17 protein-coding genes are annotated in these 20826 nt (G+C 41.6%); 4 read left to right on the forward strand and 13 right to left on the reverse strand.

Translation table 11 applies throughout. From position 1 onward, the window contains the following. Positions 1 to 243 (reverse strand): hypothetical protein (locus K1X56_12045; protein MBX7095442.1); only part of this gene is annotated, 243 nt, incomplete at its 3' end. A gap of 73 nt (positions 244 to 316) precedes the next feature. Continuing rightward, positions 317 to 1006, reverse strand: coding sequence for an RNA methyltransferase (locus K1X56_12050; protein MBX7095443.1), 690 nt, complete (start codon positions 1004 to 1006; stop codon positions 317 to 319). A gap of 106 nt (positions 1007 to 1112) precedes the next feature. Here K1X56_12050 and K1X56_12055 point away from each other — a divergent pair, with 106 nt between their 5' ends. Next, positions 1113 to 3305: a VWA domain-containing protein gene (locus tag K1X56_12055; protein ID MBX7095444.1), complete on the forward strand. Its 2193-nt coding sequence runs from the start codon at positions 1113 to 1115 to the stop codon at positions 3303 to 3305. A gap of 52 nt (positions 3306 to 3357) precedes the next feature. Here K1X56_12055 and K1X56_12060 read toward each other — a convergent pair whose 3' ends face one another. The 5 genes from K1X56_12060 to K1X56_12080 all read right to left on the reverse strand — a co-directional run bounded on the left by K1X56_12060 (position 3358) and on the right by K1X56_12080 (position 8917). Continuing rightward, the gene (locus K1X56_12060; GenBank protein MBX7095445.1) at positions 3358 to 4326 is read right to left on the reverse strand and encodes a glycosyltransferase family 9 protein; all 969 of its coding nucleotides are present in this window, start codon (positions 4324 to 4326) and stop codon (positions 3358 to 3360) included. Positions 4327 to 4332: 6 nt separating this feature from the next. Next, positions 4333 to 5139 carry a 2,3,4,5-tetrahydropyridine-2,6-dicarboxylate N-succinyltransferase gene (locus K1X56_12065; protein MBX7095446.1) on the reverse strand — a complete coding sequence of 269 codons (807 nt, stop codon included), beginning with the start codon at positions 5137 to 5139 and terminating at the stop codon, positions 4333 to 4335. A 77-nt stretch (positions 5140 to 5216) separates the two neighbouring features. Continuing rightward, complete coding sequence (murQ, locus tag K1X56_12070; protein ID MBX7095447.1) at positions 5217 to 6023, reverse strand: N-acetylmuramic acid 6-phosphate etherase; 807 nt, start codon at positions 6021 to 6023, stop codon at positions 5217 to 5219. Between the two features lie 61 nt (positions 6024 to 6084). Further along, a complete protein-coding gene (locus tag K1X56_12075) occupies positions 6085 to 6405 on the reverse strand; it encodes a T9SS type A sorting domain-containing protein (GenBank protein MBX7095448.1) in 321 nt (106 codons plus the stop codon). Positions 6406 to 6481: 76 nt separating this feature from the next. Then, entirely contained in the window at positions 6482 to 8917 is a 2436-nt protein-coding gene (locus K1X56_12080) for a transketolase (protein MBX7095449.1), read from the reverse strand. 155 nt (positions 8918 to 9072) lie between these two features. Between K1X56_12080 and K1X56_12085 the strand changes: the two genes are divergently transcribed. After that, the gene (locus tag K1X56_12085; GenBank protein ID MBX7095450.1) at positions 9073 to 9642 is read left to right on the forward strand and encodes a T9SS type A sorting domain-containing protein; all 570 of its coding nucleotides are present in this window, start codon (positions 9073 to 9075) and stop codon (positions 9640 to 9642) included. Positions 9643 to 9677: 35 nt separating this feature from the next. Here K1X56_12085 and K1X56_12090 read toward each other — a convergent pair whose 3' ends face one another. Both K1X56_12090 and K1X56_12095 read right to left on the reverse strand, forming a co-directional pair. Continuing rightward, a complete protein-coding gene (locus K1X56_12090; GenBank protein MBX7095451.1) occupies positions 9678 to 11249 on the reverse strand; it encodes a PspC domain-containing protein in 1572 nt (523 codons plus the stop codon). 7 nt (positions 11250 to 11256) lie between these two features. After that, positions 11257 to 11592 carry a PadR family transcriptional regulator gene (locus K1X56_12095; protein MBX7095452.1) on the reverse strand — a complete coding sequence of 112 codons (336 nt, stop codon included), beginning with the start codon at positions 11590 to 11592 and terminating at the stop codon, positions 11257 to 11259. A gap of 157 nt (positions 11593 to 11749) precedes the next feature. Between K1X56_12095 and K1X56_12100 the strand changes: the two genes are divergently transcribed. Together K1X56_12100 and K1X56_12105 are read left to right on the forward strand one after the other, a co-directional pair. Beyond that, on the forward strand, positions 11750 to 13522 hold the full coding sequence (locus tag K1X56_12100) for an agmatine deiminase family protein (GenBank protein ID MBX7095453.1): 1773 nt from the start codon (positions 11750 to 11752) through the stop codon (positions 13520 to 13522). Between the two features lie 60 nt (positions 13523 to 13582). Next, a complete protein-coding gene (locus tag K1X56_12105) occupies positions 13583 to 14374 on the forward strand; it encodes a hypothetical protein (GenBank protein ID MBX7095454.1) in 792 nt (263 codons plus the stop codon). Here K1X56_12105 and K1X56_12110 read toward each other — a convergent pair whose 3' ends face one another. The 4 genes from K1X56_12110 to K1X56_12125 all read right to left on the reverse strand — a co-directional run. Next, positions 14375 to 16408 (reverse strand): hypothetical protein, encoded by a 2034-nt coding sequence (locus K1X56_12110; protein ID MBX7095455.1) that lies wholly within the window; start codon positions 16406 to 16408, stop codon positions 14375 to 14377. It lies immediately after the preceding gene. 46 nt (positions 16409 to 16454) lie between these two features. Further along, complete coding sequence (locus K1X56_12115) at positions 16455 to 17114, reverse strand: hypothetical protein (GenBank protein MBX7095456.1); 660 nt, start codon at positions 17112 to 17114, stop codon at positions 16455 to 16457. Continuing rightward, entirely contained in the window at positions 17111 to 20446 is a 3336-nt protein-coding gene (locus tag K1X56_12120) for a gliding motility-associated C-terminal domain-containing protein (GenBank protein MBX7095457.1), read from the reverse strand. The genes K1X56_12115 and K1X56_12120 overlap by 4 nt, the downstream gene beginning before the upstream one ends. A 74-nt stretch (positions 20447 to 20520) precedes the next feature. Further along, positions 20521 to 20826 (reverse strand): hypothetical protein (locus K1X56_12125; protein ID MBX7095458.1); only part of this gene is annotated, 306 nt, incomplete at its 5' end.

The raw sequence follows: 20826 nt of genomic DNA on the forward strand, positions 1-20826 counted from the left end.
CTTAGGAGCAGCTTTTTTCTTTGCAACAGCTTTCTTCTTAGGAGCAGCTTTTTTCTTTGCAGCAGCTTTCTTCTTAGGAGCAGCTTTCTTTGCAGTAGCTTTCTTCTTAGGAGCAGCTTTTTTCTTTGCAGCAGCTTTCTTCTTAGGAGCAGCTTTCTTTGCAGTAGCCTTCTTCTTAGGAGCGGCTTTCTTTGCAGCTGCTTTCTTCTTAGGAGCAGCTTTCTTTTTTGTTGCTTTTGCCATGATGTTTAATTTTTAAGGGTTTGATTTGTGATGTAAATTTAGAACAAGGATTTGCAATACCATATAATATGTGTTATTTTTTTCCACCATGTCTTGTGTAAAACTCTGATTCGATCAAATCTGACCTCTTCAATTCATTTTTCATCCATCGAATCATCACTTCATTTTTTTCATCTTCATTTAATCTCCAATCTATTTTTTCATTGCGCAAACGATGAATTAACTGATAAGAAATAATTGCAGCAGCAACCGAAATATTATAACTCTCCGTGAATCCGTACATGGGGATTTGCAAAAATCCATCCGCTTCTTTTTTTGCTGTTTCGCTTAATCCATCACCCTCGGTGCCCAACACGATTGCAATTTTTTGATCCAGCGGAAGGGTTTCCGGTGTATGTCCGTTATCGTTTGGAGTAGTTGCAATGATGCGATAACCTTCTTCACGCAGACGTTGATAACAGGTTTGTGTGTTGTTGGAATTCTTTCTGTGTTTTTGAACCCGAACCCATTTTGATGCGCCAACCACAACATCTTTATTCAATACATATTTGTTGTTCTGCTCGATGATGTGGAGATTCTGGATGCCCAAACATTCGCAGGTACGCATTACTGCACTTGCATTTTGTGGCTGATACACATCTTCAATCACCAGGGTGATGTAGGAGGTTCGATCCTTAAGAATTTCTTCGAAGCGTTGTAATCGTTCCTCGCGGACAAATTGCCGCAGAAAGTTCATGTAGGGTACAATTAGTTCCTTTTCCATGTGATGTAAATATAAGGGATTTCAACGACTTAACATAAGTGCATTTTTTTTGTGTTGCGATTGAACCTTTGATGAACGTTCGTGTACGGACTTAAAATTTGAAATCATGAAATCGCGGATCTTATTTTTATTTACGCTGTGTTTATTCGGATTTTCCGGTGCAGTAAAATCGCAAATGGCTATCACGTCCGAAAGTTGGGACCGAAGCAGGATGAGTCAGAATGGTTCTTTTCAGGATCTGTCTGTAAACAATGCTTATGAAGTATTGGCCATCGATGTTGATGCTAATATTAAGGATCAGATTGCAGATGTTACGGTGACCCAAACCATTTATAATCCGGGTAACCGTGCACTGGAAGTGGAAATATTTTTTCCCTTACCGAATTCCGGCGTAGTACAGAATTTTATGATGATGGTGAACGGAAAAGAAGTTCCCGGTCAATTAATGAAACAGGAAGAAGCCCGCGGCATATATGAAGATATCGTTCGCCGAAAAAGAGATCCGGCTTTAATGGAATATGTGGGATATGGATTGTTTAAGACATCCGTTTTCCCGATTCAGGTTGGCGAAGAACGTACCATAACAGTAAGGTACACGCAAGTTTGCGACAGAAATATGAATGCCGTGAACTTCGTTTATCCATTCGGCACACAAAAATTTTCAGCTAAAGCTTTACGTTCCGTAACATTAAATGCGCGACTCGAATCTACCGATGGCATCAAATCGATTTATAGTCCAACCGATGATATCGTTATTAAACGCACCGGCGAAAAAAATGCTTCCATTAAAATGGAGAAACATTATGTACTTCCAACTTCCGATTTTAAAATGGTGTTTACCATCGATAAGGGAGAAGTGGGTGCATCATTATTAAGTTATAAGGCTGCTGCAGATAAAGATGGCTATTTCATGTTGCTTGCCAGTCCATCGATTGAAGAATCGGTGAAGAAGTCGACCAAGAATGTAGTGTTTGTAATTGACAGAAGCGGATCGATGGCCGGACAAAAAATTTCGCAGGCAAGAGGAGCGCTCGAATTTGTAATGCGTAATTTAAATGATGGTGACCTATTTAATATTGTAGCCTACGACGACCGCATTGAGAATTTTAAACCTGAAATGCAACGCTATTCGAAATCTAGTTTCGAAGAAGCCTATACCTATATTAATGGTATAAGTGCCGGTGGAGGTACAAATATTAATTCAGCACTAACATCTGCGATGGGGATGTTGACCGATAATACCAATCCCAGTTACATTATATTTCTTACCGACGGATTACCAACTGCCGGTATAACGGATGAACTTTCCATTTCCGGAAATTGTGCATCTGCCAATAAAGTGAAAGCACGTTTATTTGCTTTCGGTGTAGGAAATGATGTAAACGCACGATTGCTCGATCGCTTGTCGACCACTAACGGAGGATTAAGCGAGTATGTTCGTCCCGGTGAAGACATTGAAGCCAGTGTGGCTAAATTGTACAGTAATATTAGTAGTCCCGTTTTAACTGATATATCCATTTCCTTCGATGGCATGAATGTCCGTTCTACCTATCCGGAAATTTTACCTGATTTATTCCGTGGCGGACAAATTGTTTGGGTGGGTAAATACACCAAACCCGGAAAAACGAATGTGACCATTAAAGGAAAAAATAATGGTGTAGAAAAAACATTTACGTTCCCGGTTGAGTTTGTTTCTCACAATGGTAACAAGAACAATGATTATGTAGAGAAAATCTGGGCATCGCGCAGGGTTGGACATTTAATTAATCAGATTGACCTGAATGGAAAAAATCCGGAACTGGTGGATGAACTGGTTCGCCTGAGTAAAGAATATGGAATCCTTACTCCATATACAGCATTCCTTGCCCGCGAGGATGTGAACTTAAATGAAGTGAGTCAGAATGTTCGCGAAACCGAGCAAAATCTTGATCAGTTGAATGTAGTGAGTGGTTCGCTTGGAAATTCGCAACGTTCCTATAAAAACAGTATGCAGAATAACGATAAAGTTGAAATGGCACCAATGGCAGAATCGAAAGATGCATATGTAGATGATGTGGCTCAGGTTAAAGCACAAACAGTGAAGAATGTGGGTAATAAAACCTTCTACAAGAAAAACAATGAGTGGGTTGATGGTACCTTAAAAACCGATGATCGTAAAAATGTAGTGAAGGTTCAAATGTACAGCAAGGAATATTTTGAGTTGGCTAAAGGACAAAGCGCAGAGTTTAATCAGTATTTATCCTTCGGAGAAAATGTTGTTTTCCACATGAATGGAACTACCTACGAAGTTTATAAATAAGTGCAAGTAAAGAGAGCAGGGAACCTCATTCTTCGGGATGAGGTTTTTTGTTTTAGGGTTTTATGGGAATGGTGAGTCCACATTTAAAATGTCCTTTCGGACAAGTCTTCATTCCGTGCAATCCGCAAGGCCGGCATTCTAAATTCTCTTGCGTTTGAGCAATAATGGAAACATCAGAAAGAGGTCCAAATCCAAATTCGGGCAATGTTGAACAAAAGAAAGCAGTAACCGGAGCATTCATGGCAGAAGCGAGATGCAGCGGTGCGGAATCATTAACATAATTCATCTGAGCATCCCGCATGAGCAAAGCAGATTCGGTAAGCGATAATTTTCCGCATAAATTTTCAGAGCGGGGATGTCCGGCCTGATGCAAAATTCGTTCGCACATTTCCTGGTCGCCCGGTGCACCCATAAGGTAAACGGTGGTGTCGGACTCAATTTTTCGAATGAGTTCAATCCATTTTTCCTCCGGTAATTGCTTGGTGAACCAAACTGAGCTGGGCGCCATGCAAACATACGTTCCGTTTTTGTAAGAACGCACATGCTCTTCTTGTTGCGAGGTGAAGTGTAGGGTTGGACGCAATTCTTTTTTTGCGCCATAATCAGCAATCAATTCGAGGTTGCGTTCCGTTTCATGTTTGCCGTTGCCGATTTCGTGTTTAATTTTTTTATGATAGCAAAATGAAAAAGGATTTTTATCGAAACCAATGCGCATGGGCGATTTGGAAAACCAGGTGAGCCAACCCGAAGCGGCAAATCGTTGCAGATTGATCACCATATCGTATTTGTTTTTCCGAATGATTTTGGCAAGACGGAAGAGTTGACGATACTTCCCGTTTTTTTTATCCCAAACCATCACCTGGTGAAGTGATGAATCCGGTTTTAATAAGGATTCATTTCCTTTTCGTACCAAAACATCCAGTTCGGCATCCGGAAATAATCGCTTGATTTCTTCAATCACCGGAGTGGCCAGAATCACATCGCCAATGAAGGCGGTTTGTATGATGAGAATTTTTTTCAAATGAATTTATACGGCAACATTGTATTCGCGCAATGCATCGTTGAGCGAAGTTTTTAAATCGGTAGAGGCTTTACGTTGACCAATTATTAATGCACAGGGAACCTGGTATTCGCCGGCAGGAAATTTTTTGGTGTAGGATCCGGGAATAACCACCGAACGTGATGGAACTCTTCCAATGTATTCTACCGGATGTGTTCCGGTAACATCAATAATTTTCGTGGATTTGGTGAGTACCACATTGGCACCCAACACCGCTTCTTTTTCTACACGAACACCTTCAACAACAATGCAACGGGATCCGATAAAACATCCATCTTCCACTACTACTGGAGCAGCTTGTAATGGTTCAAGTACTCCACCAATTCCAACACCACCACTCAGATGAACATCTTTACCAATTTGCGCACAAGAACCAACCGTTGCCCAGGTATCTACCATTGTACCGGAATCTACATAAGCACCAATGTTTACATAAGATGGCATGAGAATAACTCCCGGTGCAATAAAGGCTCCGTAACGCGCCACTGCATGCGGAACTACGCGCACACCAAGTTCTTTATAATTGCGCTTGAGTAACATTTTATCGTGGAATTCGAATGGTCCAACTTCAATAACTTCCATTTGCCGGATTGGAAAATACATCACCACGGCTTTCTTCACCCATTCATTCACTTGCCATCCACCATCAATAGGTTCAGCTACGCGGAGTCGACCTTTATCAATTTCTTCTATCACTTGATTAATGGCATCCTGGGTCGATTTTTCTTTTAAAAGTTCTCTGTTTTCCCAGGCTTGTTCAATGATTTGGCGCATAGTATTTTTTTTGCAAAACTAAGGAATGAATCGATAGCAGAAAGGCACTTAACGATTCTGCATCGATTTGTGAATTATCAATGATTCGCCTCAATGGCTTTTCTAACGCTTCCGTATTTTTTCAGCAATTCGTTGGCTTTTTCATAATCGCAATTCAATGCTTCCATAACCATACGGGTTCCGCGGTCAATTAATTTATCGTTGCTGAGTTGCATATCCACCATCCGGTTGCCTTTTACTCTTCCGAGTTTTATCATCACCGAAGTAGAAATCATATTAAGAATTAATTTTTGAGCTGTCCCCGATTTCATGCGAGTACTTCCGGTAACGAATTCAGGACCCACTTCCGCAACAATGGGAAATTTGGATACCTGTTCAAGTGGACTTCCCGGATTACACGTGATGCAAGCAGTTACAATTCCCATTTCATTACACTTTTCCAATGCCGCAATTACATAAGGAGTGCTTCCCGATGCAGCTATACCAATAACAACATCTTCTTTTCCGATTTCATGTTCCTGTAAATCTTTCCAGCCTTGTTCTTTACTGTCTTCGGCAAATTCCACCGCTTTGCGAATGGCTGCATCACCACCGGCAATAAGTCCTATTACCAATCCGTGCGGAACTCCAAATGTGGGGGGACATTCAGAAGCGTCAACAATTCCTAATCGTCCGCTCGTTCCCGCACCCATATAGAATAATCGTCCGCCGTTTTTCATTTTCTCTACTATTACATCCACCAATGGTGCAATCATTGGAATTGCTTTTTGCGTGGCGATGGCTACTTTTTGATCTTCCTGATTAATTCCGTTGAGAAGTTCAAGCGAAGATTTTTTTTCGAGATCACTATGCAGCGATTCACTCTCGGTGATGCGTTTAAACATGGAATGCAGTTTGAACAAATATACAATGGATCAATAAAGAAAAAGCTCCCGGATGGAAGCTTTATTTTTTGGTGAAGTATTCAATCTGATTATAATCCTTATCGAATTTGATGGTGTATTTTCCGGCAGGAAGATCGGAGACATCAATTTCTTTTCCGTTTCCTTTTTTTACAATTTTTCCTTTTTGATCGAAAATCTCATAATTCTTCTGAATGCGTAATCTCAACATTTTATCGGTTGTGGGGTTAAGCACAATATTGGTGTTTTCAATTTGAGTTAACACACGATCGATAAATTGAGCATAAATGCTTTCCGGCGGGGGATCTGCCTTGGCGATGAGCCCGGAAAAAAGTATAGCGAAAAGTAGGAATGTCTTTTTCATTGGATAATTCTGATGCTGAAAACAACAATTTTCGTGCCTAAAAAAAAGGACCCCGTTTTTTCGGAGTCCTTGATCGTCAGTAGATTTCTGGGAAGGAGTCGGGATCTACCTCGTTCATCATTCCATAGGCAGTTTCAAAAATGTCTTCTACACTTGGTTTGGAGAAGTAATCGCCGTCGGAACCGTAGGCCGGACGATGCTCTTTGGCTGCCAGGGTAAGGGGCTCTGAATCGAGATGGAAAAATCCTTTTTGTTCCACTAAAATTTTATCGAGCATAAATGCTGATGCTCCACCGGGAACATCTTCATCTACGATAAGTAAGCGGTTGGTTTTTTTCAGGCTTTCGGCAATCACATGGTGAATATCGAAAGGCAATAATGTTTGCACATCGATCAATTCAGCCGAAATACCTGCTTCTTCGAGGAGTTGCGCTGCTTCAACACACAAGTTAAATGTGGATCCGTATGAAACAATGGTAAGGTCCGTTCCTTCTTTTACCACTTCAGGTACACCTAATGGAATTTTAAATTCGCCAATGTTGGATGGCATTTTTTCTTTCTTGCGGTAGCCATTTAATGGTTCAACAATTAATGCTGCATCGTCTGAAGCGAGAAGTGTATTGTAAAATCCTGCTGCTTGCACCATGTTTCTTGGAACACAAACATACATTCCCCGCAATGCATGAATGATTGTTCCCATTGGAGAACCGGAATGCCAGATGCCTTCTAAACGGTGACCGCGGGTCCGTACAATGAGCGGTGCTTTTTGTCCGCCTTTTGTTCTGTAGCGAACCGTTGCCAGATCGTCGCTCATGATTTGCAATGCGTATAACAAATAATCGAGGTACTGAATTTCGGCAATGGGACGAAGACCGCGCATCGACAATCCAATTCCTTGTCCTAGTATAGTTGCTTCACGAATTCCTGTATCTGATACACGTAATTCTGAGTACTTCGCCTGCATTCCTTCCAGACCCTGGTTTACATCTCCAATAAATCCGGCATCTTCTCCAAAGATTAGAACCAATGGATTTTCAGCCAGAATTTTGTCGAAGTTTTCGCGAAGCACCAATCGTCCGTCTACCATTTCTGCATTACCATCGTATTGAGCGGGAACAGGTGAAACACGTAATGCACTTTCTGCCGTTTCGCTGTATAAATGTGAACTGTAACGTTCGTAATTATCGTTAATGGATTTTTTAATCCATGTGGCTAAATTTTGTTTGGCCGAGGAATTCTCATGTGCTGCATAGCGTAAAGCTCTGCGGGCGGTAGATAAAATATCTCTGCGGATGGGTTCAATGGCAGATGATAATTCATTGCGCAATTTGGAGATGAAGGCAGCATTAGACGATTGTGCGGCTAATTGATCCAATAAGGAAACAACTTCATTTAATTCATTTTTAATTGGAGCAAGGAATTCTTCCCAGGCTTTTTTCTGTTGGTCGCGTACGGTTTTTTTCGCTTCTTTTTGAATTTCGTCCAATTCAGCTTCCGTTGCAATTGCTTTACCGGAATTGGCAGAATACGCTAAAATCCATTCACGGAATTTATTGATGCAATCGAAATCGCGTGTCCAGTCGAGAATCTCTTTGGTCTTGTATCGCTCATGCGATCCGGAAGTGGAGTGGCCTTGCGGCTGAGTTACTTCTTCTACATGCACCAATACAGGAACATGTTCGGTGCGACAAACCATTGCTGCTTTAGCGTAGGTATCACAAAGTGAAACATAGTCCCAACCTTTGGTAACGAAAATTTCATAGCCTTTTTGACCTTCTTTTCGCTGAAATCCTTTTAATGCTTCAGATATCGATTCTTTAGTGGTTTGGTATTTTTTTGGAACAGAAATTCCATATCCATCATCCCACACACTCATCAACATGGGAACTTGTAATACACCGGCGGCATTCATCGTTTCCCAGAATAATCCTTCGGATGTACTCGCATCACCAATGGTGCCTATGGCAATTTCATTTCCTTTATTACTGAATTGGGTGTAGGCATGCAATTGTTCGTTGTTGCGAAATAATTTGGATGCCTGGGCCAAACCTAACAAACGCGGCATTTGTCCGGCAGTAGGTGAAATATCTGCAGAGGAATTTTTCTTTTCAGTCAGATTTTTCCAGGTGCCGTCTTCATTGAGCGAACGGGTAGAGTAGTGACCACCCATTTGTCGTCCGCCCGATGCAGGTTCGTGCTGAATATCGGTGTGTGCGTATAATGCAGCGAAATATTGTTGAACGGTTAATTCGCCAATGGCCATCATAAAGGTTTGATCGCGGTAATAACCCGAACGGAAATCGCCATTGCGGAATTGTTTTGCCAATGCAATCTGAGCTAATTCTTTTCCGTCGCCGAAAATTCCGAATTTGGCTTTACCGGTTAATACTTCCTTTCTTCCTAACAGGGAAGCCTCACGGCTGATATTGGCAAGACGATAATCTTCTAAAACCTGATTACGGAATTGTTCAAATGTCAACTCTTCTTTTACGTTCTCTTTTTCTTTCAACATGATCGGTATGATTGAACTTGGTTCAGTGGATAAAGATAAGTAAAAATAGGCCTTGAACGATATCGATAATTAACAGGTGTTTACAATGAATTTTTTTGTAAATTGAAGCACCAAAAACCGTTGAATATGAAGAATTTTTTACTTGTCGCAGGGCTTTGCATTACGCCCTTTTTCTTTATGCACAGACTACTTACACCGTTACTAATTCAGGATTTACCTTTACTCCCGACACTGTGAATGCTGTTGTGGGTGATGCGGTTAATTTTACATTGGGAAATCAGCACAATGTAGTAGAGGTTAGTCAGGCCACCTGGTCTTCAAATGGAAACACTTCCAATGGTGGATTTTCATTGGGATTTGGAGGGGGAACCGTTAACCTCACTTCTGCAGGTACCTTTTATTATGTTTGTCAGCCACATGCTTCCATGGGGATGAAAGGTGTAATTATTGTTACTGCTGCTAATGGTGTAGAGGAAACTAAATCGGATATTTCTGTATCCATTTATCCAACGGCTGCCATTGATTTTGTTCAGGTAAATCTGAATGATAATTCCGGTAATTTTAAAGTGGAAATTTTAGATTTAAGTGGTAAAATTATCCGAAACAGCTCAATGGCGGGTGGATTAAATCACCGTATGGATGTTTCTGCTTTTTCGCCGGGAATTTATTTTGTGCGCATCAGTGATGGCGACCGAATCCGGACCTTGAAATTTGTAAAACAATAAACATGAAAAAGGGACTCGAAAGAGTCCCTTTTTATTTATGGCTGTCCCGCCAATTCCAATCCTCCTGCTTTCATCATCCACAGTTTTCCTACCATTTTTTCATCTTCCAAATCGTAGATGTTTTGAATGTCGTAATTGATCCGGTCGCTACTTGGGTCGAGGTAGACATATTTACCAATGGGGACTTCAATTTTAACACGAATCGATTGAGCACGGATTAAATCTGAAGAAGGAACACTAAACCATGGATCAAACATTACTTTATTGTCGATTACGGTATAGTGATATTGAATATGATTAGCGCGTTCGATGGCTTTTGTTTGACTCGAACCTCTGGCTTCACGAATAATTCTCACGTGGAAATTGGTGTCGATGGAACGTTCGATATCCAGCATAGGAAATCCGTATACAATTTGTTTTTCCGTGAATTTGGTCAACTCGAAAAAGGCTTCATGATGACCTTTAAAATGATCAGAGAAAAATTCGTCGTGGTTGGATTGAATAATCAGGGTATCGGAATGCTGCGCCACTATACTGTTTTCTTCCTGGTGATTTTCACTGGAGAAATCCATTCCTGTTTGTACACCAATAATACCCAATGTTGCGATGGCGGCAGTGGTAAAGACACCCATAATTGCACCTACCACTTTGAATTTCATTTTGGTTTTGAACAGCAAACGCACTCCGGCGAGGATAATTCCTACAATGGGCATCAGGCAAAAGGCAATAATGGAGATAAACACCAAATTAGAACGCAGGTCGGATCCGAAAAATGAAACACCGAATTGATTAAAATCGATATTGGAAATGCCTTCGTCGCTAATGGAAAAAATAAAAGCAGAAGAGATGGTGGCCCGGATTAACCAAACCATGAATATTACACCGAGGATCAATAAAAATACACCCAAGGCTCTTCCGAAAATATGGTAGAAATTCATGGCAAGTTCACCCACGGCATCACCGAATTTTGCGGTGGACTCCCTCATTTTTTTCTGGTTTTCGGGAGTGCTTAGATTTTCGACGTCCTTCTTAAATTCATTAAATCGTTGTTTAATGGTCTCAACATCTACTTTTTCTCCACGCATTCTGAGTTTTTCGCTGGTAGTTTTCGCTTGAGGAATAATGATCCATAATATGATGTAGAGTAATAATCCGGTTCCAAATCCCAGGAACAACACCACAAAAAGAATTCGCAGAAATAAAGGATCCCATCCAAAATATTGCGATACACCGGAACAAACCCCACCCAGCATTTTATCATCCGGATCGCGGTAAAATTGTTTATCGGCTTTGGCGGAATAATTTTCCTGTTTCTTTTCCTGTGATTCGTTTTTTGAATCTTCTCCTGCATATACTTCAGGTTCTCCCATAATGGAAATGATTTCACGGATATTATTTGCGTCGATCACTTCTTTGTGCTCGCGTTGCAATATTTCCTTCATCAATTCTGCAATACGATGCTCTACATCCTGCATAATTTCATCAATGCTCTCATCAGCACCAATCGATTTTCGGATCGCTTTCAGGTATTGCGAAAGTGTTTCGTAGGCTCCTTCTTCGATATTAAATACGAAACCTCCTACATTGGCAGAAATAGTCTTATTCATGGCTGGATCAATTCAATTTTTTTACACTAACAGATTTTACAGTTCTTACGAGGTCGTCCCAGGCTTCCAGTAATCCCTCCAGAAATTTTTCACCCTCGGGGGTGAGCTTATAATATTTACGCGGTGGACCCGAAGTCGATTCTTCCCACCGGTAGGTAAGTAGTCCCGCATTTTTAAGCCGGGTGAGCAAAGGATATAAAGTACCCTCCACAAGAATGATTCTTGAAGCTTTCATTTCCTCGATGATATCGCCCGGATAGGCTTCCTGGCGTTTTAAAATCGATAGGATACATAGCTCCAAAACCCCTTTTTTCATTTGTGCTTTCGCATTATCGATGTCCATATACAGGCTTTGTCTGGTATTTAACGATACAAAGATATACATTAAAACAGGTATTATGCAATACATAGTACCAAAAATTTCTGATTTTTTTAAAAATGTAGAATCGGCGGGCTTTGGCGGGCTATTTTTATTAACTTGACGCTATCAAAATTGCGCTATGAAAAGATTTTCTACCCTCCTTTTATTCCTTGTTTTTCAGCTTCATGCCTTTTCTCAACAGAATTTACCTGCGGGATTAACCCCTGCCGAGGAACAAATTATGTTGAGTGGATCGTATCGTTTCGGGAATTCCGGACGTGGAGTGAGTACTGCTCCTCCTTTTCCGGTTCGTACCATGGCCCAATGGGAGGAACAGCAAACGCTGGTGATTACCTGGACTAGTTATACATCGATTTTAGCACAAATCGCAGATGCTGCTCAGGAAGAAGTTCAGGTGTTGATTCATTGTACCGATTCAAATGCCGTGAAAAGCTATCTTACCGGACAAGGTGTTCCTTTAACTAACATCAATTATCTGGAAGTACCTTTTAATTCCATCTGGATTCGCGACTATGGAGCGCATACTGTATATAAGAATGATGTAGATAGCGTTTTACTGGTTGAGTGGATTTATAACCGTCCACGCCCTAGTGATGATGTAATGCCGGATGCTTATGCTGCCTATAAAGGAATCGGTTTGTATTCTACTACTCAGGCACCAAACGATTTGGTGAATACGGGTGGGAATTGGATGGTAGATGGATTCGGAACTGCGCTTGCATCGAAATTAATCCTCGATGAAAACGATGCCGGAAATCCCTATTCGGTAACCGTAAAATCAGAAGCGGATGTTGATACCATTATGAAACATTTTATGGGGATTGACCGCTATATTAAAATGGAAACATTGCCTTACGATGATATTCACCACATCGATATGCACATGAAATTTTTGGATGAAGAAACAATCCTCGTCGGAAAATTTCCTGATGGAGTGAGTGATGGTCCACAAATAGAAGCCAACATTTTATATGTCACTTCCACGTTTAATTCTGTATTTGGAACTCCTTATAAAATTGTACGCATTCCTATGGTTCCTTCCACCGGCGGAGGATATCCAGGTGCTCCATTTGGAGGTGCTTATTACAGAACCTACGCGAATTTTGTATTTGTAAATAAAACTGTGATTGTTCCCACTTACAGAACAGAATATGATACAACGGCTATTCGCATTTTAACGGAGTCGCTTCCCGGTTATAATATTGTCACCATCGATGCCGATAATACCAATGCCAATTTGATCAGTGCCGGAGGTGTTATCCATTGTATCACCAATAACATTGGTGTGGCCGATCCGATGTTGATTTCGCATCAGAATCTGCCGGATACCTATGATGAAGTGAACCCCTATTTAGTGGATGCACTCATTCGACACAAAAGTGGAATTAGTTCTGCAACGATGTATTGGTCTACCACTCCGGGAACAGGATACACGGCGGTTGCCATGAGTTCTATTGGTAATGATCATTGGACCGCTTCGATTCCTGCACACCCTGCAGGGACCACCTTGTATTATTATGTGGAAGGAAATTCAGTGAGCGGAAAAACGCAGGTTCGACCTATCGTTGCTCCTCAGGGATATTTCCATTTCAAGGTGTTGGATATTGCTTCTTCGGTTGAAGAAAATTCAAATGTGGAACTGATGGATGTATTCCCGAATCCGGCATCGGCCATCACTTGTATTCCGGTACAGGCTTCTGCTCCATTTAGCGGTGCGGTAAAAATGTATGATATGTTGGGGAATCTGGTAGAAACGATTCACACCGGTAGTTTTCCGGCTGGGGAATCGCGCTATTTTATTCATGCCGACCAATACGCCGCTGGTTCTTATCTGATTGTTGTCGAGAAACAAACGGGTGAACGCAGTGTGAAAAAACTGATGATCCGATAAAAAGTTAATATTCGATTGAACGGTCCTTTCCCTGGCGGGTACAGCATAAAAAATCTGCCAATGAAAGGACTGTTTCTTTTTACCCTCTTTCTGCCATTCAGCCTGTTTGCACAGCAAAGAAGTAATGTATCCATCCAACAGGGAAACGTATTGAATAATCGATCATCAACTTCCAATCAATCGGTAGTTCAGGTGAATTATTTCAATGTTCAGAGCAATAATTTTAATCAATCTTCTAATGTCAGACTGAATACTAACCTGAATGCGGGTCTGCAGGTTCGTACAAATACCAATCCCCAGCAAAGGGCAAATTCAGTTAACCCTGTTTCGGGAAACACTGCTCCACGCCAGACTACTCCGCCTTACCAACAACAACAATTTCAGAGTAATCCTGCACGGCAAAATGAAGTGCAATCGGTACAGCTTGTCATTATAGATAATATTCAGGATAACAATGTGAATATTGAAATCGGTAATCAGCTCAATGCCGAGCCGCAAATTCTGATTGAAAACATCGATAACATTCCGGAACAGGAAGTGCAAAACGAAATTTTAGTTGAAGAAACTCAGCAGAAGAACGTTGAGATTTCACTGGAGACCAAATCCAACAATAAAGAAAAATCGTCAGTTCAACCAGAAGTCTTTTCAACAGATTTCGGTTCGGCAGATCTGGATTTGAATTTGTCATTCAATAAAAAAGAGAAAAAAGCAAAACCAACTTCTGTAAAACGGAAAAAAGTTGCGCATTACAGTCAGAGTGCCGGTCGCGTAAAAGCGAAATCGAAAAAGAAAAAAAAGACGAAAAGTAATTGCAAAACAAAAGGCGGAATGTTGCCTTGTGTACAGTTGTAATTATGGCAGTTTAAAATCCATCGCTACCAATTCTGCAATCAGGTAACGTTTGCCTTTGTATTCGGCTGTTACAAATGCATCACTGATTCCTGCGCCAATCACTTTATCGCAAAAAGCTCTGGCTTCGCGGAATGTTTGTTGTGTGCCAATAGTGAAACGAGTGATGTTATCGTCGAGTTTTTGTTTTTCTACCTGACCCAGTTTTAATACTTGCGTATAACTAAAATTTTGAGGAAGATTATATGCACCGATTTGCACATGGTAGGTCAAACCCGGAATGTTGAGGTCGCCATATTTCTCCATAATCTCCGCACGGGTGAGCGAACTTCCACTTGTATTTTCCTTGTTGTTTTTGCGAAGCGTGGTATCGCGTGTGGCTAATAAGGATAACGAATCGTTGGCTTGTTTTAGTTTTTGTAAATAGGCTTCGGAATAAAACTGGACATCAATAGTCGTTTCGAAAAATTCGTTGACTTCTACCGTACTCAGGTTTCTGGTTTGCGGTGCGTATCCATCCAGAAAATAATTCAGCACAATTTCTCTGTTTTTCGGTAGGTTAATCAGGTATTTTCCACTCACCGAATTGGTGTTGTAAATTCCTTGCGTTAAACCCGATTTCTGATAGGTGATTTTAATCTGCGAATACACAGGTTGATCATCAAGTGTAACTGTTCCTTTAACACGAACCATCTGGATTTTCTTTCCAATAATCCCCGGTTCCACTTTATAAATATCCTGTAATCCGAATCCGCCTGCTTTACCGGAGGAATAATATCCAGCAGTACCATCGCCGGTTATTACATAATAAATATCATCACCCGGTGTGTTGATGGGGTAGCCAATGTTAAAGGGTTCCGACCAAGTCGAATCTTGCACCAGATCCGTTCTGAAAATATCGTAACCACCCATGGAATTATGTCCCTTCGAAGAAAACAACATGAATTCGCCACTGGGGTGAATAAAGGGTGCGTCTTCATCGTATTTGGTGTTTACGAATGGACCCAGATTTTTGATATTACCCCAAGACCCATCTTCGAGTAATTCGGCCGTATATAAATCTTTGCCACCAAATCCACCCGGACGTTCACTTGAAAAATAGGCAATGCGACCATCCGCAGAAATGGAAATACTTCCTTCCCACCAGGGTGAATTTATTTTACCATATAATTTTTCGGGAGTTCCCCATTGATTTCCGTCGAGCTCACTCATGTACAAAGTACCTTCATCGCCGGGAACTGATCTGAAAATGTAAAATTTTTGTGCATCGTCCGATAAAAATACTGCAGCATCATTTGCCTTGGTGTTCACAGGGCCTTCCACCGGTTTTGGTTCTGTCCAGGTTCCATCCGGATTCTTCGTACTGATAAAAATATCTTCATTATAACTGCCTTCGGGAGGATCATTTCTGCTAACGGGTTTTTGCAGTCCACCGAGTGATTTGGGTCCGCGGTACGTAAACAACATCATATCGCCGGTAGAATTAATCAGTGGTACATATTCGGAGGAGGGACTGTTGATGGGACTGCCAATATTTACAATGTCCACCGCCACCGGATTTAGCATTAAGTTAATTCCGTTTTTACAGTTCATGATGTATTCTTCTGCCAAGGCTCTGTTTTCGAAATTCGACCATTTGTTGGCAATGTATTTTTCAAATTGCGGAATGGCTTCTTCGAATTTGTAATTGAGCATTAAAGCACGGGCATAGTAGTACTGACTATGATCGCGCTGGTAATTGGTAATGTTTACTTTTTGCAAGTATTGAAGCGAACGTTCCACACCATCGGGTTGGTAGAGTTCACAAATAGAAGATCGATAGAGTAAGATTTGTTCTTCGGGGAAATCTTTCATTAATCGATTATATCGCTGAAGAGCGGCGGTATAATTTTTTTCCTGAAAAAAGAAATCGGCCGAATCCATCACTGCCTGATCCATGGGGTCTTTCAGAAATTTTTTCTTTTTATCGTCCTGTGCAAAAGCTGCAGATTGGAAAAAGCTAAAAAGGATAAGCAAAAAGAGTAGGCGTGTTTGCACTGCAGCAGTTATTTAGAAATGCCAAAATAGAAAAAAAGCATCACGCTTAATAATTCAAGTTGTAAACAGTCGTGTCAAAAGGCACTACCAGGGCCGAATCGGAATACATCAGGTTGTTCCCGCCTTTGAATACGATCCAGTTGAATTTAATTTTAGAACCGGCTTTACGCTGACAAATCACTGTGGTATCTACGCTTGTCCCCTGAAATGTATATGCAGCATTGGAACAACAACCGGTGCATCCATAAGCTTCGGAGGTGTTTTGATAGATGCATTGATCCTGGATGGTTTGCGGACTTGCATTCTTAATGTGAACCGAAAACCAGCCAATGGCTCCAACCGTAAAATCCCGGGTATTGGTGGTAGAAGCAGAAACATTATCTGCCGACTCCGTTGTTTCAACAGAAAAATGATAGGGCGAACTTAATTCGTATCGAAATTCAGATGCCTTAGGTTTGGTAAAACTTACCTGGTAGTGTCCGTTGGCGTCGGTTGTGGTTGTAGCGATGGTCTTGTAGGCCGTAGAAATAGTTCCGCTACCAACTTCCTGATATTTTATTTTTACGGTTACCCCTTGTGCAGCATCAAATGTTCCTTCATTGCGGATGGTACCTTCAATTACAATGGTAAGTTCTTTATTTTTCTTACAGGAAAAGGGCAATAAAATAGCTGCGGTTGCAATCACCACGAATATCAATTTCTTCATTTTGCAGGCGCTTTTAATAGTGTTACAAATCCTCTTTTTTCAAAATGTTCGCCGGATCCGTCGGTAAATTCAATGTGCCAGACATAAACGCCTTCGCGGCAGAGTTCGTTTTTATATTTTCCATCCCAACCTTGGTTGACTTCATTACTCTGGAAAACCACTTCGCCCCAGCGATCGAAAATGCGTAATTGATATTGGTTAAAGTCGACATAACTCAATACCGGTTTAAAAATTTCATTGATGCCGCCTATCATAAATGCATTCGGAACCCAAACAATCGGATCGATGGTGGTGCAGGCAATGTTGGAGTGACTCAACTCAGCAATTCCAAAACTATTCAGCGATTCTACAGCTTCTACATAATAACAGAATTCTCCGGTAGAACTAAGGAAACTATTTACATCATCCTCATAATACAATTGCGTTGGAGGTACCGTGGCAATCGGGGCAGGATCGAAAATGCCATTAATGCTTCTGTAGATACGGTATTCCACAATGGTACCATCCCAATCTTCGTATGCATTCCATTGCAGGGTATTAATGGCGAGTAAATCATTTCCATCTACGCTCAGGAAAATAGTTCTGCCATTATTCGATGCACCTGCATCATCTCCGCAGCTGTCAACCACAATGGCGCGGTAATAATAACTACCCGAATTCGGATCAGCATCCGGATCAAAATAGGAGGTGGGGTTACTTACCGGACTAACGGTTCCCACTTCTACAAATGGATTACTTAAATCATCCGTCCGTTCAATGCGGTAATGTTGAATGGTAGCTGCAAGATCTGCAAAACATCGAATCTCAATGCTGTTATTTTCTACAGTGGCCGTTTGTAGGTAATTCCACATCGGTAATGCGGGTTGAGCGATAAAGCGACAACTTTTGTTCGACATCGACTTCACTCCTGTGATGTTTTCTTCTGCGATGATTAAATAACAATACACCGAACCCCGGTTTACATTTGTATGCGTGAATGTGGAAGAGGTGGTCGTTCCAACCAGTGTATAAGCTGAACCATTTTCAGAGGCAAAAACAGAATAATTTAAAACACCATTCGGCCAATTCACGTAGGGTGTCCAGCTTAAAGCAACACTTCGTTCACAAATGTTGAGTGAGTTGGTAAGGAAAATACTGCTGTGGAAGGTCCCCATTGCAGACGTATTCGACGTAGGTGGTACACCCGAAAAACAGCTATCGAAAGCAGCAATTCCGTACGATTCCGATGTGAGTCCCGCCTGCGATAATAAATATTCGAACGAGGTATTATTGATTCCTAAAACCGTATCAATTATTACCCAGTTTCCTCCCTGATTTTGTAAAATGATATAGCCCTGCGTATCGCCTGCTGCGTTAACATTCCAGTTGATTTGTGCTAATCCGGTAAGTGAATCAACCGTAACATTGGTAATAACCGGAATATAGGGCGCGAGAATATCTTCGAAATATTTTCCGTTGATGCTCGAATTGGAAATACATCCAATCTGATCTCCGATTTCAATTTTATAATTGATGGAATCGCTACATACCGTGATGGTATCGTAATACACATTGGTACCGTATGGAAGCGAATCGATAAGGGTCCATGTCCCTGCCGGGAATTCGCGGTAAATCTGATAATAGCCGGTTGATGTAACGAGGTTTGGAGTCAATAACGGATTCCATGTTAACTGCGCAGTTCCGTTGGCGGGATTATTCACTTGCAAAAACATGGTGCTGATGGTATCAGATCCCATGGTGTGCATCGATCCGCAATCGGAATAGGAAACGACATGATAGGTTTGCATTCCGTTTTGCGCATCGGCACCTACATGTGTAAAGGTGGTGGTTCCAATGGATGCAATGGTGCCAATTAAAGTACCGCCATTGTAGACTTCGTATTTCACAAAGGTGTTGTAAGGATCACTCGGTGGCGCCCAGGTTAAGGTGACATCTCCATTCAATTCCACATCGGCGCAGCGCAATTCTGGTGCGGCTACAGGTGGTGGAGGCACCAGAGTGATGGAAACCGTTCCGGCTGTATATCCCGGTATACTGCAAAAATTGTCGGAGAATAAAAATTCAAACGTGTACAAGGCAGAAGAAGCTCCGGGTGGAATGTGATCGCAGGTGCTTTGCCAATCGAAAATCACACCGGTGCCTTGTGTTCCAACCAAGGGTAAGGCCGAATTTAAAACTGCGCAAGGAGCATTCAAACATCCATTGGCGGGATCGGTAAAGTTATTTCCGAATTGTAATCCCGTTGCAGTAAGAATATTCGATTGCGGACTACCATCCTGTAATAATTCCGGATCTACACTATTGAGCGAAAAATTGATGGCTTGTCCCGCAATAAACGTTGCATTCCATGAAGTACCACCTGCAAATGGCGGAACAACTACCGGAGCATTGTTGGGTTGACAAGTAAGAATCACCATCAAAAATTCGCGGTACACTTCAGAAATTAATTGTCCGTTCCGGTACGATTGTACTTTCGAAACAATGATAAATTTCCCGGTTGTAAATGAAGTGAAGGAAATATTTCCGGTAGAAGGATTAATTGTCGCTCCCGTATTACCGGCATTGAATGATGCGTCGGGTAAAGGATTGTTGACCGAATAACCCGGTACATAGGGAACACTAATGGGAGTGGCGGGCGGATTATAAACACCACCTGCTATTTGATCCAATGGATTTCCAAATGAAAAAACGAGACTGTCCACATCCGGGTCAAAAGCGTTTTGTTGAAATACAAAAGGAGAACCTGCGCATACGGTGTAAAGCGGACTCGAAGTAAACTGCGGAGATGAATCCGTGCAGGGATCCGAAGGATTACCACCAACGGCATACATCACTGCGCGTAACGTTAATCCGTAGGTAGCAGCATTGAGCAAATTGTCGCATGCCGGTCGCGAGAATGCATCCCAGGTAAACGTATATCCCTGTGCAGGTGGCACCCCGGTGATGGCAATAGCTTGTGATTGGAAAATATATTCTTCAACAGCATTTGGATTTCCCGCTGCACAATCGATCTCAGGAGACCCACCCGTCACTTGTGTGCAATTGGGAGAAATATCAGTTTGCGAAATAAATGTGAGCGGAATTTGCGAAATGGTAGGGTGATCCCAAACACGAAGGGATTGTCCCGCTGTGCTAATGGAAGGACCACTGCAATCTCTGAAAATCCGCAATTGAAACGTGTAAGTTCCATTCCCGTTGCACACCCAGGTGATATCGCCTCCCAGTAAGTGCGTGGCCTTCGAATTCGTTGGAACAAAACAAAGCATTATCAGGGCCAAGGCAACAAGGCTTTGACGGAGAATAGAGGAGATTGACGATAATGCGGTGTTCAAGACTGACAATTAAACGGAAAACTAGCGTTTTTGTTATGAAAAAGACGCAGAGAAACCGTTAAAGTTGCTGCCAATTATTTTTTACCTGCCAGTACTTCTGTAAGTGATTCTGGATCAAGGTACTTATTAGCCAATTCGAGAAGCTCTTCGGAATTAATACGATTGATTTTTTCCAAATGATGCTCATAATAGCCATAATCGAGTCCGTAAAAATAGATCCCCTTAAAGCGATCGGCCATGGCAAAGGGACCATCGCTATTGCGCAAAAAGGAACCCAGCATATAGTTTTTCACCATGTGAAGTTCTTCGGCTTCTATTTTTTCCTGGCGCAACAATTGGATCTCTTTATAGATCTCTTTCACGGCATCTCCCGCTACATC

This window comes from Flavobacteriales bacterium (genome assembly GCA_019694795.1).
Taxonomy (GTDB): domain Bacteria; phylum Bacteroidota; class Bacteroidia; order Flavobacteriales_D; family UBA2798; genus UBA2798.

What these genes read in the sequence shown, in the direction of transcription:
- K1X56_12050 (MBX7095443.1), bottom strand. Translation starts at nt 1,006, where the DNA reads ATGGAAAAGGAACTAATTGTACCCTACATGAACTTTCTGCGGCAATTT.
- K1X56_12055 (MBX7095444.1), top strand. Translation starts at nt 1,113, where the DNA reads ATGAAATCGCGGATCTTATTTTTATTTACGCTGTGTTTATTCGGATTT.
- K1X56_12065 (MBX7095446.1), bottom strand. Translation starts at nt 5,139, where the DNA reads ATGCGCCAAATCATTGAACAAGCCTGGGAAAACAGAGAACTTTTAAAA.
- murQ (MBX7095447.1), bottom strand. Translation starts at nt 6,023, where the DNA reads ATGTTTAAACGCATCACCGAGAGTGAATCGCTGCATAGTGATCTCGAA.
- K1X56_12075 (MBX7095448.1), bottom strand. Translation starts at nt 6,405, where the DNA reads ATGAAAAAGACATTCCTACTTTTCGCTATACTTTTTTCCGGGCTCATC.
- K1X56_12080 (MBX7095449.1), bottom strand. Translation starts at nt 8,917, where the DNA reads ATGTTGAAAGAAAAAGAGAACGTAAAAGAAGAGTTGACATTTGAACAA.
- K1X56_12090 (MBX7095451.1), bottom strand. Translation starts at nt 11,249, where the DNA reads ATGAATAAGACTATTTCTGCCAATGTAGGAGGTTTCGTATTTAATATC.
- K1X56_12095 (MBX7095452.1), bottom strand. Translation starts at nt 11,592, where the DNA reads ATGGACATCGATAATGCGAAAGCACAAATGAAAAAAGGGGTTTTGGAG.
- K1X56_12100 (MBX7095453.1), top strand. Translation starts at nt 11,750, where the DNA reads ATGAAAAGATTTTCTACCCTCCTTTTATTCCTTGTTTTTCAGCTTCAT.
- K1X56_12105 (MBX7095454.1), top strand. Translation starts at nt 13,583, where the DNA reads ATGAAAGGACTGTTTCTTTTTACCCTCTTTCTGCCATTCAGCCTGTTT.
- K1X56_12115 (MBX7095456.1), bottom strand. Translation starts at nt 17,114, where the DNA reads ATGAAGAAATTGATATTCGTGGTGATTGCAACCGCAGCTATTTTATTG.